This is a genomic window from Nocardiopsis listeri, from assembly GCF_020741345.1.
GTDB classification, from domain to species: domain Bacteria; phylum Actinomycetota; class Actinomycetes; order Streptosporangiales; family Streptosporangiaceae; genus Nocardiopsis; species Nocardiopsis listeri_A.
Genome location: NZ_DYZD01000072.1, coordinates 1 through 14,566 on the forward strand (window position 1 = coordinate 1; position 14,566 = coordinate 14,566).

General features: G+C 70.4%; 13 protein-coding genes. 7 read left to right on the forward strand and 6 right to left on the reverse strand.

Translation table 11 applies throughout. The features are described 5' to 3' along the window. Positions 1 to 417, reverse strand: a 417-nt coding sequence (locus K8V84_RS04660) for a GTP-binding protein (protein WP_304070857.1), incomplete at its 3' end; no start/stop codon positions are given. 182 nt (positions 418 to 599) lie between these two features. Here K8V84_RS04660 and K8V84_RS04665 point away from each other — a divergent pair. From K8V84_RS04665 to K8V84_RS04675, 3 genes are all read left to right on the forward strand, one after another. Next, positions 600 to 2,186: a CPBP family intramembrane metalloprotease gene (locus K8V84_RS04665; RefSeq protein WP_304070859.1), complete on the forward strand. Its 1,587-nt coding sequence runs from the start codon at positions 600 to 602 to the stop codon at positions 2,184 to 2,186. Positions 2,187 to 2,203: 17 nt separating this feature from the next. After that, positions 2,204 to 3,016 (forward strand): alpha/beta hydrolase, encoded by an 813-nt coding sequence (locus tag K8V84_RS04670; RefSeq protein WP_304070861.1) that lies wholly within the window; start codon positions 2,204 to 2,206, stop codon positions 3,014 to 3,016. Between the two features lie 81 nt (positions 3,017 to 3,097). Next, entirely contained in the window at positions 3,098 to 4,345 is a 1,248-nt protein-coding gene (locus tag K8V84_RS04675; RefSeq protein ID WP_304070862.1) for an MFS transporter, read from the forward strand. Positions 4,346 to 4,373: 28 nt separating this feature from the next. Here the strand turns inward: K8V84_RS04675 and K8V84_RS04680 are convergent, their stop codons facing one another. From K8V84_RS04680 to K8V84_RS04690, 3 genes are all read right to left on the reverse strand, one after another. Beyond that, on the reverse strand, positions 4,374 to 5,330 hold the full coding sequence (locus tag K8V84_RS04680) for a hypothetical protein (RefSeq protein WP_304070863.1): 957 nt from the start codon (positions 5,328 to 5,330) through the stop codon (positions 4,374 to 4,376). Positions 5,331 to 5,589: 259 nt separating this feature from the next. Next, positions 5,590 to 6,147, reverse strand: a complete 558-nt coding sequence (gene def, locus K8V84_RS04685; RefSeq protein ID WP_304070865.1) for a peptide deformylase — start codon at positions 6,145 to 6,147, stop codon at positions 5,590 to 5,592. An 87-nt stretch (positions 6,148 to 6,234) separates the two neighbouring features. Next, positions 6,235 to 7,047, reverse strand: coding sequence for an aminoglycoside adenylyltransferase domain-containing protein (locus K8V84_RS04690; protein ID WP_304070867.1), 813 nt, complete (start codon positions 7,045 to 7,047; stop codon positions 6,235 to 6,237). Positions 7,048 to 7,889: 842 nt separating this feature from the next. On the opposite strand from K8V84_RS04690, the gene K8V84_RS04695 reads away from it, so the two are divergent. Continuing rightward, positions 7,890 to 8,567, forward strand: a complete 678-nt coding sequence (locus K8V84_RS04695; protein WP_304070869.1) for a sirohydrochlorin chelatase — start codon at positions 7,890 to 7,892, stop codon at positions 8,565 to 8,567. A gap of 254 nt (positions 8,568 to 8,821) precedes the next feature. Continuing rightward, on the forward strand, positions 8,822 to 9,742 hold the full coding sequence (locus tag K8V84_RS04700; RefSeq protein WP_304070870.1) for an aminoglycoside phosphotransferase family protein: 921 nt from the start codon (positions 8,822 to 8,824) through the stop codon (positions 9,740 to 9,742). A 23-nt stretch (positions 9,743 to 9,765) separates the two neighbouring features. Here the strand turns inward: K8V84_RS04700 and K8V84_RS04705 are convergent, their stop codons facing one another. Continuing rightward, positions 9,766 to 10,443, reverse strand: a complete 678-nt coding sequence (locus tag K8V84_RS04705) for a response regulator transcription factor (protein ID WP_304070871.1) — start codon at positions 10,441 to 10,443, stop codon at positions 9,766 to 9,768. Continuing rightward, positions 10,424 to 12,967: an ATP-binding protein gene (locus K8V84_RS04710; RefSeq protein ID WP_304070873.1), complete on the reverse strand. Its 2,544-nt coding sequence runs from the start codon at positions 12,965 to 12,967 to the stop codon at positions 10,424 to 10,426. Before K8V84_RS04710 ends, K8V84_RS04705 begins: the two co-directional genes overlap by 20 nt. Before the next feature lie 298 nt (positions 12,968 to 13,265). On the opposite strand from K8V84_RS04710, the gene K8V84_RS04715 reads away from it, so the two are divergent. Further along, a complete protein-coding gene (locus K8V84_RS04715) occupies positions 13,266 to 13,397 on the forward strand; it encodes a hypothetical protein (protein ID WP_304070875.1) in 132 nt (43 codons plus the stop codon). Between the two features lie 229 nt (positions 13,398 to 13,626). Then, a complete protein-coding gene (locus K8V84_RS04720) occupies positions 13,627 to 14,562 on the forward strand; it encodes a hypothetical protein (RefSeq protein WP_304070878.1) in 936 nt (311 codons plus the stop codon). Positions 14,563 to 14,566 lie beyond the last annotated feature (4 nt).

Sequence of the window (14,566 nt, forward strand, 5' to 3'; positions counted from 1 at the left end):
CACCGCCCGTGGCATGCCCACGGCGGCGCACTCGCGCCACAGCAGTCGGGTGCGGCCGTCCACCCCGTCCAGGGCGGAGATCACGAACAGGGCGGCGTCGGCGCCGCGCAGGCCGGCGCGCATCGCCCCGATGAAGTCGGCGTAGCCGGGGGTGTCCAGCAGGTTCACCTTGACCCCGTCCACCATCACCGGGCTCACGGTGAGGTGGACGGACCGGTGTCGGCGGATCTCGACGTCGTCGTGGTCGCTGACGGTCGTGCCCTCCTCCACGCTGCCGGGGCGTCGGATCTCCCCGGCTGCGAGGAGGAGCGCTTCGACCAGGCTCGTCTTGCCGGCCCCGGTCGGGCCGACCAGTGCGACGTTGCGGATGTTCTGGGGCCTGTCGGCCCTCGGTACGGCTACGGTTCGATCTGCCATCCCTGCTACCCAGCCCTTCGGGGTCCGGGTGGTGGTCTCCAGGGCCACCACCGAAAGTGTGACCTGTGACACCCTCTACGGTCGCCGTTCACCGGCTTGATCACAAGAGGAGGACCGGTGGTCATCCACAGAAGGCTGCTTCGGGGCGCTATGACCCGAGATGTTCTTCTAGGCTGTGCCCCGTGCCTTGGTCGGAGATTCTTCCCCAGTTCAGTATCACCGGGACCCTGCTGACGGTCCTGCTCCTGTTCTTCGCGGCGATCGGTGAGCCGTTCCTCGGGAGACGCGCGTTCTCGTGGCTGTCCCGCCGCGAGGGCGATGGGCGTGCCCTGGAACTGCTGTACGCCGTCACGATGGGCGTCCACGTCCTGTGGGGCGTACTCGTGCTCACGGTGGTGCTCACCTCGCCGAATCTGCACGCGGTCGACCTCGGGCTGCGGTTCCCCGACGCGTGGGGTCCGATCGTGGGAGGCGCCCTCGGTGGTCTGGTGGCGCTGCTCGCCTTCTGGCTGTTGGTCAACGGCGTGCCCACCAAGGAGCGGTACCCGGTCCTGGAGAAGCTGCCGGAGTTCGGCAAGAAGAAGGGGGGCGGCGGTGCGTCGGAGGAGCCGCGCGGGCGCAAGGGCCACCGCGGGCACCGCGGCCGCCGGGCGCCCGCCAAACCCATGACACTGCCCGAGCCCGGCCGTCGCCAACACCTGCTGCTGCCGCGCACTCCCAGGGAACGCGCCCTGGCCGCGGGCATGGCGGTCACCGGTGGTGTGTTCGCCGAACTGCTCTACCGAGGGCTGTTCATCGTCCTGATGGCGAGCATGGACGTGCCGCTGTGGATCGCGGCGGTCCTGTCGGTGGTGCTGTTCTCCCTGGCCCACCTCTACCAGGGCTGGTGGGGGCTGGTCAGCGCCGGTTTCTCCGGCACGCTCTTCACCATCCTGTATCTGGGCACGGGCAGCCTCGTCGTGCCGATCCTCGTGCACGTCGCCCTCAACCTGCGCTCGATCGTCTTCCCGCCGGCCTCGGAGCTGGCCAAGGCCGACGAGTACGGCGACCACGAGGACGACTACTACGACGACGAGTACGAGGAGGGGTACACCGGCGAGTTCGAGGCGGTCGAATCCGCGCCGGAGCCGCAGGAGGCCACCGGGGTGACGCCGGAACAGAGTCCGCCCGCGGGCACCCCGCCGTTCGGAAGTCCCGGACTCCTCGGAGCGCCCGCTCCGCAGGGTCCACCCCCCGGCGCTCCCGGGCCCTCCTACGGCGCTCCGGGCACGCCGGACGGTCTCGGAGACGGACGACCAGGCCTCGACGGCCGGGAGCCTCGGCCCCGGCACCCCGGACCCCCGCAGCCGCCCATGCCGCCCCAGCGGTCTCACCGGCAGGGACCTTCGCCGGGTGCTCCGAACCCGCTGCCCGGCGGCTACGGAACGGGCCCGCAGCCCGGCTCGTGGGGTTCGGCCCCCGACGCCTGGGAGCCCCGACCGCCGCAGGGCCCGCCCCCCGGTGCGCCACAGGGCCCGATCCCGGGTTCTCCCTACGGTGCTCCGCCCTTCGGCTCGCCGGGCCCAGGGGAGGGGTCCGGCGACATGTTCGGCGGCCCGCCGCCCACGCCCGGGCACGCCCCGGGCGACTTCCTCTCCGACGACCCGAACCCCTACCCGGGGACCGGCCGCGACCAGGACGGAGGACGATTCCACCCGGAGGAGTGGATCGACCGACGGTACGGGCCCGGTAACGACACACCGGGGTCGGGACCCACCGACCGGAGTTGATCGGGCACGATGGAACGGTGTCCGACACCACCGACCATCACACCGCGCGTCCGCGGGAGCACCGTTACCGGCTCACCACCTCCGACGGTGTGGGGATCGACGCCGTTCTGCTGCGAGGCAGCGAACCCCGCACCACCGCCGTGGTCCTGGCCAACGGCTTCACCGGTAGTCACCAGAGCCCGCACACCCGGGGCATCGCCGAAGGACTGATGTCCGTCGGCGACGTCATGACCTTCGACTTCCGAGGGCATCACGGCTCCGGCGGTCACAGCACCGTCGGCAACGCCGAGATCCACGACCTGGAGGCCGTCGTCGGTCGGTTGCGCGAACTCGGTTACCACCGGATCGCCACCGTCGGGTTCTCCATGGGTGCGGCCGTGGCCATCCGCCACGCGGCCATCTACGGCGGAAGCACCGCGGTGGTCTCCGTCAGCGGCCCCGGCCGCTGGTACTACCGGGGCACCCGGGCCATGCGCCTGCTGCACCTGAGCATCGAGAAGACGCTGGGCAGGGCCGTCCTTCGGCGTTTCCGCAAGGTCCGGGTCACCGACCGGCACTGGAACCCCGTCCCGGCCGAACCGCGGGAGATCGCCGGCCAGGTCGCGCCCGCGCCCCTTCTGGTGGTGCACGGCGACTCCGACGCCTACTTCCCCGTCACCCACGCCACGGCCATCTACGACGCGGCGCGCCATCCCAAGGACCTGTGGATCATCCCCGGTATGGGGCACGCCGAACGGGCGGTCGATTCCGAACTGGTGGCCCGTCTGCGCGTGTGGCTCGACGAACGACTCCACGAACCGCGTGAGGGAACCGCCGGGCGGGACGGGTAGCGGCGTCACCCGGGGTAACGGAACGAACCAGGGCGAAGAGGGTGTTTAGACAGTACGTGTCGACCCCGGTACAAAGGGGGGATGATCCGATCCGGTTCTTCCTCTGGGAGCGTCACCTCCCCCGATGACATCCCGGGGCTGAAGGGGCGCGGATTCACCCTTCTCATCCTGGCCACGGCGGTCGGCCTGTGCGGCTTCGCGGCGGTCCTGCCGCTGGTGCCCCTGTGGGCCACCCGCGGCGGTGCCGGCGAGTTCGGCGCCGGGGCCACCACGGCCGTCTTCATGCTCACCACGGTCCTGACCCAGCTGGGCATGCCCTGGCTGCTGGATCGGGCCGCCGGTTACCAATGGGCGTTCCCGGTCGGTGCTCTCATCATGGGCCTGCCGACCCCGTTGTTCTCCCTCACCACCGACCTCGGAGCGCTCGTCGCGGTGTCGGCGGTGCGTGGTATCGGGTTCGGCATGGTGACCGTGGCCGGCACCGCGTTGGCCGCCCGTCTGGTGCCTCCGGCCCAGGTCGGCAGGGCCACCGGATACTACGGGCTGGCCGTGGGGCTGCCACAGATCGTGATCCTGCCCGGCGGGGTGGCGCTCGCCCTTCGGTTCGGCTTCGACACCGCGTTCTGGCTCACCGGGATCTGCGGTGTGGTGGCCGCCGTCCTGTCCTCGGGGATCCTGTTCGCCGACGGTGGCCGCAACCGAGCCGTGCTCCGCTACGCGGGGCAGGTCTCCGAGGACACACGACCGGCACCTCGTGGCCTGCCACTGTTCGCCGCCCTGGCCGCGCCGTTGGTGCTGATGCTGGTGCTGTCCTCGGCCGCCAGTGGGATCGTCACCTTCCTCGCCATCCCCCTGGAGGAGTCGGCCTGGCTGGTCAGCGCCCTGCTGGCCGGGTACGCGCTGTTGTTGGTGACCGGGCGTTGGACCGCCGGGGTGCTGTTCGACCGGCACGGCCGGACGATCCTGCTGCTGCCCGGGGCGCTCGTCGCGGTGCTGGGCATGGCACTGCTCGCGGCGGGGTTGTGGAGCAACGGCGACGCCGTCCCCGGCGCGACGACGGCCGCACTGGTGCTCTCGGGCGCCGCCTTGTTCGGCCTGGGCTTCGGCGCGGTGCAGAACGAGACCGTCACCGTGATGCTGGAGCGCGCCGGTCCCACCGGGCACGGCCGGGCCAGCGCGGTGTGGAACATCGGCTACGACGCCGGTACCGGCGCGGGCTCGGTCGGGCTGGGCCTGGTGATCCAGCTGCTCGGCTACGGGCCGGCGCTCGCGGTGGTCGCCGTCGCCCTCGCCGCGGTCGTCCCCCTCGCCCTGCGCCGGTCCCGGTGACCGGTGTGGGGCGGAAGGAACGATCCGATCAGTACGAGCTGATGTGCACGTGGTCGTAGTGGTTCTGGGTCAGGTCGCCTCGGTCGTTCATGAACGTCCACTGGCGTGAGGTCGACTGCCAGATCTGCTGTTCCCAGATGATGTACTTGATGCCCAGTCGGTCGGCGTTGGCGATGCCGTAGTCGGCGATCTGGGTGCCCAACTGACGGTTGGCCTCGGTGGGGGCGGCACCGTTGGCGCTCATCATGAAGTCGCAGGCCCGGCCGTCACCGTGGTCGTCGGCGCTGGGGCGGTAACAGCCCACGGGGAAGGGCGCGCCGAACTCCATGATGACCTCGTCGCGAATGGCCGCCATCCGGGGCTGGGTCTGCTCCCAACCACCGCCGCGGGCGCTGTCGGGGATGCTGCCGTCGCCGGGGGTCTCGGGGACCTGCTCCGCCTCGTACTCGGCGATGCGCTCGGTGACCTCCTCGCGCTCCTCCTCGAGGGTGTCGATGAGGTCGGAGGCCTCCGACAGCTCGTTCTGGAGTTCCTCGGTGACCGAGGCCTGATCGTCGCGCAGGTCGATGAGTTCGGTGATCTCCTCGGCCTGGCTCTCTCCCAGGTAGTTGACGGTCGCGGCGTCGGCGAACATGTCCTCCGGCTCACTGGAGAACACGATCTGCAGCGTCGGGTCGAAGCCGTCGCTCTTGTACTGGGCGGCGGCGATGGCGGACACGCCGGTCCGGGAGCTCTCCAGACGCCCCTCGAGTTCTTCGAGGGTCTCCTCCGCCTCGTCCACCCGGTCCTTGATCTCGGTGAACTGGAGCAGTTCGCCGTCGTAGGTCTCCTCGAGCTCATCGGCGCGCGCGGTGAGTTCGTCGATGTCCACGTCGTCCGGGTCCGCGTGGGCCACACCGGACAGGTTCAGGAGGGTCGCGGCGCCGACGGTGGCGGCGGCCAGGGGCAGGGCGCGTCGTGAGGCGTTACGAGGAGTGGAAGTCATGTGAGCTCCGGCGATGGTCTGAGTGAGTCGGCCATGCCCGGGGGACGGTCCGTCTTCCGTCACGGGAGGGGCGGAGGTACCTCAGCCGACCATACGAGATCGTGGTGATATGTGCACTGTGAGTTGACTCGTGATGATGAGGAGGAGAGAGCGGGGTCTGTCCGAAGATACCCGGGGGGTACGACCAGAACGGCACGTACCGGCCGGTAGGCGAGGGGCCCCGGGGCCGGGGCGGCCCCGGGCACGGGTCAAGGGAGGGTCAAGCGTTGCCGCCGAAGGCGCTGGGCAGGCGCACCGAAGTGGTCGGCGCGGGCTTTTCCGCGGGCAGGAACCAATCCGAATGGCGGATGTCGCGCAGCGCCCGCTTGCGGTCCTCGGGGGAGAGCCGGTCGATGTAGAGCATGCCGTCCAGGTGGTCGGTCTCGTGTTGCAGGCACTGCGCCATGAGCCCGGTGCCCTCCACGGTGATCGGCTCGTTGCGCAGGTCGACGCCCTTGACCACGGCCCTTTGGGCGCGCTTGGTCCGGTACCAGAGTCGGGGGATGGACAGGCAGCCCTCGTCGCAGTCCTGGAGCTCCTCGGACAACTCCACGATCTCGGGGTTGATCACGTACCCGACGCGATCCTCGACGGCGTAGCTGAACACCCGTGAGCCCACACCGATCTGGGTGGCGGCCACCCCGGCCCGACCGGGAGCGTCGACGGTGTCGAGCAGGTCCCGCACCAGCTTCTCCGTACGCTGGTCGAACGTGGTGACGGGGGTGGTCTTGGTGACGAGGACTGGATCGCCGAATCGGACGATGGGGCGCATGGTCATACGACCCAGAATAGTCGTGGGCCATGGCGGAGGGGGACGCGAGAGCGAAGGCCGGAGCGCGGGAGGGGCCGGAGCGGGCGCTCGGGCTCAGGTGGCCAGGCCGGGGCGCAATGACTCGTCCAGGACCATCTCGATGTAGTCCAGGGCGGCGCGGCGACGGGCCAGCGCGCTCTCGTACAGGGAGGGCGACCGGGCCCCGCGACGCACTCGCAGGCACTCGTTGACGATGCGCTGCCAGCGCTCGGGGAAGGCGTGCAGCGCGTAGGCGCCCGCGCCGGACTTGGAGGTGATCTCGCCGGTCTTGAGGGTGAAGTGCAGGCGGCTCACGCTCAGCACGCTCCAGGAGGGGGCGAGGGAACCGAGCACGGCCAGGCCGCGGGGGGTGACCAGGCGCCCGGCCTTCTCCCGCCATCGGCGCCACTGCTCGTCCAACGACCCCAGGGACCAGGTGCGCAGGCTCTCGGGTTCGTCCCACACGTCCAGTTCGACCGGGTGGGGGCCCCGGGCGGTGACGCCCCGTTCGGCCAGGACGTGCCAGGTCACCGGGTTGACGTCGGCGGTGGCGCGGGCGCGGAAGCGGCCGTTGATGACGGAGGGGACGGGGCCGCACTCGGAGGGGTCGCGTCCCAGCTCGTCCCAGGTGACGTGGATTCCGTTGAACTGCGGCGCGGGCACCTGGTGTCCGGTCCGGTGGTGGATGCGGCGCAGCGCGTCGAGTTCTTCCCCCACCGGGTGGCGTTCGGTGACGATGACGAAGTCGACGTCGCTGGTGTGCGGGCGGAAGTCGCCGAGAGCGACCGAGCCGGTCAGGTACAGGCCCTGGACGAGGCCGGGGGCCTCCTGGTCGGCATTGGCGAGGAAGGCCTGGGTCAGCGTCTGCACCCGAGGGTGGACGACCATGCTCACTCCAGTCTGGACGGCTCTGCGGTCGCGAGTCGTTACGGATGTGGGGGATGCGAAGGTGCGCCTGTCGGCGGCGCCGGCTCGCGGTGACGGGGACGGACCGGGACGATCCAGGCTCACGGAGTCTCCCCCGTCGGATTCAAGTGTGGTCGCGGTCGGGGCGGGTTGGCAAGTTATGACACCGGACTCGCACCCTGTCTCCCCACGTCAAGTGGTGTGCGGTTACAGGGGCATGGGGGAGCGCGCACCCTTGACGTGGCACTTTCGCACATGGTATTCGTCGCCGGTTTCTTCGGTCGGGTGGGCGGCGGTTCCCGGGGGTGCGCGGCGGTGTCGATGATGCGTGCACCGAGCGTGATCGCAGGTCCCCGGGCCGAAGGAAATCCCGTGCTCATTCCGCGGCACGTGCAAATGACCCGTGCATTTGCATTTGCGTGGACATGGGGTGATTTCTCTGGAGAAGTCGCGGTGGAGTTGTGTTCGCCCTCGTCGGCGGGTGCGGGAGTGTGGCGTTCGACAACTTCCGTCGATTGGCGGCTCGACGGGTTTTCCCCGAAAGAAAGGGGTTCTCACAGATCAACCCCACCAGTAGGGGTTCTGGTCGATGCTCCGGGGGGCGCCCGGGCGGGGAGAGGGCGATCGACGCCACTTTTTCAGAAGTGGACATGGCGTCGGTTTTAGAGGATTGTTATGGTTCACCGATCAATCCCCTGGTGATAACCATAGCAGCCATTGCTCACTGTTTTCCTCCGCGTAACACCGGAGAATCTCCCCGAAACCACACCTCATTACGTTCGGTGGGCGATGGCGGTTCATGAAGCGATTCCAAGGAGCCATGGATGGTCCCCACGATGGTCCTCGTAGCCGATGATTCGCGTGACGCGCAGCGCCGGGAGGCCCTGCGCGGGCTGGCCGAAGCGGTCGCCGAAAGAGGTGAGGTACCCGTCACGGCGGCCTTCGGAAGCCCCGCCGAGGTCGACGAGAGGATCCGCTCCGTGAGCGGACCCAAGGTGGTGGTCCCCGCCTTCGTCGCCGGTGGGGACGTCGCCAGTTCCCACATGTTCTCCCGGCTCGACCTCACCCGTCTGGAGGATTCCTGCCGGACCACACCGCTCGGCGCGGTCCCTTCGATCGTCGCCGACCTGGCCGGCCGTCTCGCCGAGTCCGGTCGGCGCAGTGAGGACGGTGTGGTCCTGGCCGCGGACGGCACCACCGGCTCCGAGGAGCGCCAGGTGGTCATGGACGTGGCCCGGATGCTGAGCCGGCGCCTCGACTCCCCGGTCCAGGTCGGCTACCTGCGCACCTGGGCGCCGTCGGTCCACGACGCCGTCGACCGGCTGCGCCGTGACGGGCGCGATCGCGTCGCCGTCGCCGCCTGGCACCTGGTGGACGGCCCCGACTTCGACCTGCTCCGTGAGCTCGACGTCACCGCCCTCACCGCGCCGCTGTGGCCGTCCGACCTGGTCGTGGACACCCTGTTGGCCCAGCACCGGGCCGCGAAGGGTCGTCTCACCTGATGTACACGGTCGACCACTCTCGATGACGAAAAGAATACGAAGCGTCGAGATTTCCGTTACCCGGACCGTCGAGATGGGTATGTGCCTCAGGGGCGGGAACTCCCCGTACCCGCAGCATGCTCTCCGCCGCCGTGTCGACACCCACGCGGTGCGGCGACGGTCCGGGTGACCTCCCTTTCGACGCGGGTCGGACGAAGCGGCTCGACGCTCGGACCTCGAAGGGGCGCCGAGGGGGCCGAACCTAAGGTGGATCCATGAACGACGTCACAGCGCGGTTCGTCGACGAACCGCAACGTCGCCGGCTGGTACGGCGCTTCGGCGGTCACGTCGTCGACTGGCTGGCCGGGCTGCCCGCGGTCGTCGAGGAGCTGGCCGCGAAGTGGCGGCTCACGGTGGAGGGACCGGCCCCGCACGGCCGTACCTCCGTCGTCCTCTACGTCCGCCGCGCCGACGACACCGAGGGAGTCCTCAAGATCTCCCCGGACAGCGGCCTGGCCGTATCCGAGGCGGGTCTGTTGCGCATGTGGGGTGGTTCCCGAAGGGTGCCCGACGTCTGGGCGGTCGACGCCGGACACGGCGCCATCCTGATGGAACGCGTCGAGGGCGACACGGTCGCCGCCGGCGGCGTCGTCCCGCCCATGGAGACCATCGGCGGCCTCATCGCCCGGCTGCACGGCGTGGAGGTGAGCCCGGCGCAGCGCATGGAGCTGCGCCCGCTCACCGCGCGCGTGCAGTTCCTCTTCGACCGGTGGAGCCGAGAGCGCCTGGAGGGGCCCGCGGCCGAGATCGTCCCCGCCGCCCTGATGCACCGCGGCAGCGCCCAGGCCCGTGACCTGGCCAACGGGGACGTCGACGTCGTCCCCCTCCACGGCGACCTGCACCCGGGCAACGTCATCGACGGCGGCCCACGGGGGCTGGTGGTCCTGGACCCGCACGCCTGCTTGGGCGACGGCGCGGTGGACGCGGTCGACTGGGCCCTGTGGAAGGCCACCGACATCGCCGAGGTGGAGCGCCGCGTGAGCGTGCTCTCCCGGACCATGGCGGTGGACGGTGACCGGATGCTGGAGTGGGCACGCGCGTTCGCCCCATGCATGGCGGTCGCCAAGGCCAACCGAGGTCAGGTCGGCTCGCCCGAGTTCGATCTGCTCCTGAACCTGTGCGAGGTCCCCGTCTGAGCCCCGACGCACCGGGATCCCGGTCAGGTGTCGCGCTCGAAGCGGTAGCCGCGGCCGGCCTCGGTGATCAGGTGTCGGGGGCGGGAGGGGTCCGGTTCGAGCTTGCGGCGCAGCTGGGCCAGGTACACCCGCAGGTAGTTGGTCTCGTTCTGGTAGGCGGGGCCCCACACGTCGTGCAGTAGGCGTCGTTGGCTCACCAGACGGCCGACGTTGCGGGCCAGGATCTCCAGGATGTGCCACTCCGTGGGGGTCAGGCGCACCTCTTCGCCGTTGCGCAGCACCCGCTTGGCGCCCAGATCCACCTCGAAGGCCTCGGTCCGTACGACCGGGGCCTCCTCCACCTGAACCGCTCGGCGTTCGGCGGCGCGCATCCGGGCCAGCAGCTCGTCCATTCCGAACGGCTTGGTCACGTAGTCGTCCGCGCCCAGGTCCAGACAGCGCACCTTCTCACCGGCCGAGTGCCGGGCCGACAGCACGATGATCGGCACCTGCGTCCACCCGCGCAGCCGTTGGATGACCTCCACGCCCTCCATGTCCGGCAGCCCCAGGTCCAGCAACACCACCGTGGGCGGCTGCTCCTCCACCAGACGGAGCGCGCTCGCCCCGTCCCCGGCGGTGTCCACGGCATAACCCCGGGCTCGCAGGTTGATCCGCATCGCGCGGATGATCTGCACGTCGTCGTCAACGACCAGGACCCGCATCGGCCCGCCTCTCGTCTTCCTCGTCATCCGGCGTCACCGCACGCAACGTGATCACCATCGTCAAACCGCCGCCCGGCGTGTCCTCGGGGGCCAGGGTGCCGTGCATCGCCTCAACGAAACCACGGGCGACCGCCAATCCCAGACCCACCCCTGTGCCCTGGGGCGCGTCGCCCAACCGCTGGAACGCCTCGAACATCCGCTGCTTGGCCTCGTCCGACACCCCCGGGCCCCGGTCCACCACCCTCAATTGCACGTATCCCTCGTGCGTGCTGGCCGACACCAGCACCGGGCTTCCGGGCGCGGGGTTGTAGCGCACCGCGTTGGTCACCACGTTGGCCATCGCCCGCTCCAACAACCCCGCGTCCACCCGCACCCGAGGCAGGTCGTGCGGCACGTCGACCACCACCGAGTCGCCGGGAATCCCCAGCAGGGTCGCCGACAACACGTCGTCCAGGTCCTCGGCCCGCAGCCGCGGCACCACGCTGTCGGTCTGCACCCGGCTCATGTCCAGCAGGTTCCCGATGAGCCGGTTCAGCCGGTCCGCCGACTCCTCGACGGTCTCGAGCAGTTCCGATCGGTCCTCGTCGGAGAGCTCGATGTCGGTGGCGCGCAGGCTGGACACGCTCGCCTTGATCGAGGTCAACGGGGTGCGCAGGTCGTGCGAGACCGCGGCGAGCAGCGCCGTGCGCATCCGGTTGCCGGCCGCCTGGGCGCGGGCCTCCGCCGCGTCCCAGGCCAGACGCTGGTGTTCCAGGGCGATGCCCACGTGGGTTGCGAACGCGCTGAGCACCCCGCGGTCGGCGGCGGGCAGGACCCGGCCCCGCAACGCCAGGACGATGCTTTCGGACACCGTCACCAGCGCGTCCGAGTCCTCCGGTGAGTCGCACGCCGGGGCGCCCACGCTGTGCACCGGATACCAGCGGTCGTCGTCCAACCGTTCCAGAAGGGTCGCCGATCGTTGTCCGAAGGTCTCCCGGATCCGCCGCAGCAGGGCCTGTAGGGGCTCGTTCCCGGCCAGCACGCTCGCGGCCAGCACCGCGACGGCGTCCGCCTCGGCGCGGGCGCGCACCGCCTGCGCCGAGCGGCGGGCCGCCATCTCGACCATCACCGCCACCAGCGAGCCGACCAGGAGCAACGCCGTCATCGCCAGGAAGTTGTCGACCGACACCGAGGGTCTGTCGTGCAGCGGCGACAACAGCACGGTGAGCAGCACCGCGCTCCACAACGCGGAGGCGATCGCCGGTCGCAACCCGCCCACCGCGGCGGTCACCACCGTGATGAGCAGTAGGAACAGGGGGTCGGAGGCCGGGCCGACCTCCGAGAAGAACGGCAGCGCCAGGATGAGCGTGACCAGCGGAGGGGCCATCAACGACAGAGTCCACCCCCACACGCGGCGATGTTCGTTCAGCCCCCGGCCCGGAGCGGGCAGCAGCCACCGGCCGCCGCCGACCTCCTCGTGCGTGACGATGTGCACGTCGATGTCGCCGGACTCACGCGCCACTATCGCGCCCACACCCGGACCGAACACGTACTGCCAGGCGCGCCTGCGCGAGGAACCCAGGACGATCTGGGTGGCGTGCGCGCCCCGGGCGAACTCCAGCAGGGCCGACGGCACGTCCGTTCCCACCACCTGGTGGTAGGTGCCGCCCAGCTCCGCGAGCAGCCGACGCTGTCGCAGGAGTTCGCCGGTGGGCCGTTCGCCCAGGCCGCTGGGCGGAATCACGTGCACCGCGATCAGGTCGCTGGGTTGGGGACGGCCCCCGCGGGAGCGGTCGGCGACCCGTGCGGCCCGTCGGATCAGTGTCTCGTCCTCGGGTCCGCCGGTCAGCGCCACGACGACCCGTTCCCTGGCCTCCCAGGTGTCCCGGATCTTGTGCTCGCCCCGGTATCGGGAGAGTCCTTCCTCCACCCGGTCGGCGGTCCACAACAGCGCCAGTTCCCGTAGCGCCGCCAGGTTGCCCTCGCGGTAGAAGTCGGCCAGGGCGGCGTCCACCCGTTCGGCGGGGTGCAGGTCGCCGTGGGCCATACGTCGGCGCAGCTCCTGCGGGGTGACGTCGACCAGTTCGATCTCCTCCGCCGAACGCACCACCCGGTCGGGAACGGTGTGCTCGGGACGTATCCCGGTGATCTGGTGGACGACGTCGTACAGCGACTCCAGGTGGTGGATGCCCACGGTGGAAAGGACGTCGAGCCCGGCGGCGAGCAGTTCCTCCACGTCCTGCCAACGGGTCGGGTTGGGTGCTCCCGGCGGGTTGGGTCTGGCCAGGTCGTCGACGACGACGAGTTCGGGGGCGCGGGTGATGACGGCACCGGTGTCCATCGCCCCCGAGGCGTGCTCGGGGACGGTTTCGAGCTCACGCAGCAGGGCCGACGTGTGGATTCTGCGGTGGGTGTGCACCGCGCCGATCACGACGTCGGTGCCGCGTTCGGCCCGTCGGCGGGCTTCGGTCAGGGCGTGGTGGGTGGTGCCCACCCCGGGTGCCGAACCCAGGTGGATGCGGAGTCGTCCTTTCACGTCCTCCATTGTCGACGGCTTCGGGGGTACGGGGCGCGCGAACGGCCATGTTCCGCGCCCAGGGCGCCCGGAAATCGGAGCGGGCCGGCCGGATCGGGCCGTGAACCGCCGGTGAGAGGGGGCCGGGACGCATACCGGGGTGCCTCACGAAGACCCCCTTGGAGGCCGAACCCACGATGGGATGGTTCCGACCGCCCGGAGACCGGGGCCATGACCGAGACCGTGGGCGTGCCGGGGCCGACTCCGGGCCGCCGGACGCAACGCCCACCAGGAACAGGACCTCGTCCTGGACTGGGCCCCGGTCAGGGTGGCCGACGGCGGTATCGCCCTGCTCACCGAACCGACCGGCCCCGGTTCCGAGAGGCTGGAGGCAGTGGCACGTTTCACCCTTCGCAGCGGCAACGCCGACGTGCTCGTCCCGTACTCCATCCCCATGTGAGTCGACGAGGACGAGGAACTGGACCGGTTGCGCACTCTGGCCGCCGGTTTGAACCGGCAGCTCGCCCTGGATGGCGAGCGCGTCCGATCGGTCGGGCATCGGCCTCTTCCGGCCAATGACACCGATCACCGTGAGTATGGGTCCGGGTGTCTCTCGTGTCGGATAAAACTGGAGTTCACCGGGACATCCCGGCACACAGCAGCCGACACGAGGACGACGAGGTACCCCCATGGGTCAGCCCCCGCCCCAGCCCGGTCCGCAGGGACCGTTCCCCGGACAGCCCGGGCAGCCCGGACAACCCCCGCAGGGTCCGCCTCCCGGGTACGGGCAGCAACCGCCGCAGGGCCCGCCTCCCGGCTTCGCCCCCCAGGGGCCGCCGCCCGGGTACGGGCAACAGCCCCCGCAGGGTCCGCCCGCCGGGCACGGGCAGTATCCGCCGCAGGGCCCGCCTCCCGGGTACGGGCCGCAGGGCCCCGGCGGCCCGGAACAGCCCAAGAAGAAGACCGGGCTGATCGTCGGCGGCGCCATCGGCGCGGTCGTACTGATCGCGGCGGTCGGTGGGATCGCGGTGTGGGCGTCCTCCGGTGGTGAGTACGTGTCCCTGCCCGACGACTGCGCACTCTTGTTCGAGGGCAACTCGCTGGAGGACTCCGACTTCGGTCCGACGCCCTCCTTCGACGGTGGCTTCGACCCGGAGGGCGGCTCCTCCGACGGCTCCTACGGGGAGATGTCGTGCGAGGGCGAGTCCGGTGACCTGATGGTCTCCTTCTACGTCGAGCTCTTCGACATGGAGCACCCCGACACCGAGGAACAGCTCCAGGAGATCCTGGAGGAGGAGTTCGACCCGGCGGAGGAGTTCGGGGCGCAGGCCACCGAACCGGGTGTGGTCAGCGATCTCGATCTGGAGTACGGCCCCGAGGGGCGGGTCCTGTGGGACGAGAGCAGCATCGGTGAACGCGGCATGACCGTGGTCTCGACCATGGACAGCAGCGATTTCGGCGAGAGCGGCAGCTTCGGAGCGAGCGTGTTCCTGTCGGGCAACGCGGCCGGTGCGGTCGTGATCGGCACGAACGGTGGCGATGCCGACATCGAGACCGTGTACGCCACGATCGAGAGCAGCGCCTCCGACCTGCAGAGTCGTATTTCCAGGGTCGCCGAGAAGTGATTCC

Bases quoted from the DNA above. Each gene is read 5' to 3' on its own strand.
- K8V84_RS04675 (WP_304070862.1), top strand. From the start codon at position 3,098: ATGATCCGATCCGGTTCTTCCTCTGGGAGCGTCACCTCCCCCGATGAC.
- K8V84_RS04680 (WP_304070863.1), bottom strand. From the start codon at position 5,330: ATGACTTCCACTCCTCGTAACGCCTCACGACGCGCCCTGCCCCTGGCC.
- def (WP_304070865.1), bottom strand. From the start codon at position 6,147: ATGACCATGCGCCCCATCGTCCGATTCGGCGATCCAGTCCTCGTCACC.
- K8V84_RS04690 (WP_304070867.1), bottom strand. From the start codon at position 7,047: ATGGTCGTCCACCCTCGGGTGCAGACGCTGACCCAGGCCTTCCTCGCC.
- K8V84_RS04695 (WP_304070869.1), top strand. From the start codon at position 7,890: ATGGTCCCCACGATGGTCCTCGTAGCCGATGATTCGCGTGACGCGCAG.
- K8V84_RS04700 (WP_304070870.1), top strand. From the start codon at position 8,822: ATGAACGACGTCACAGCGCGGTTCGTCGACGAACCGCAACGTCGCCGG.
- K8V84_RS04705 (WP_304070871.1), bottom strand. From the start codon at position 10,443: ATGCGGGTCCTGGTCGTTGACGACGACGTGCAGATCATCCGCGCGATG.
- K8V84_RS04710 (WP_304070873.1), bottom strand. From the start codon at position 12,967: ATGGAGGACGTGAAAGGACGACTCCGCATCCACCTGGGTTCGGCACCC.
- K8V84_RS04720 (WP_304070878.1), top strand. From the start codon at position 13,627: ATGGGTCAGCCCCCGCCCCAGCCCGGTCCGCAGGGACCGTTCCCCGGA.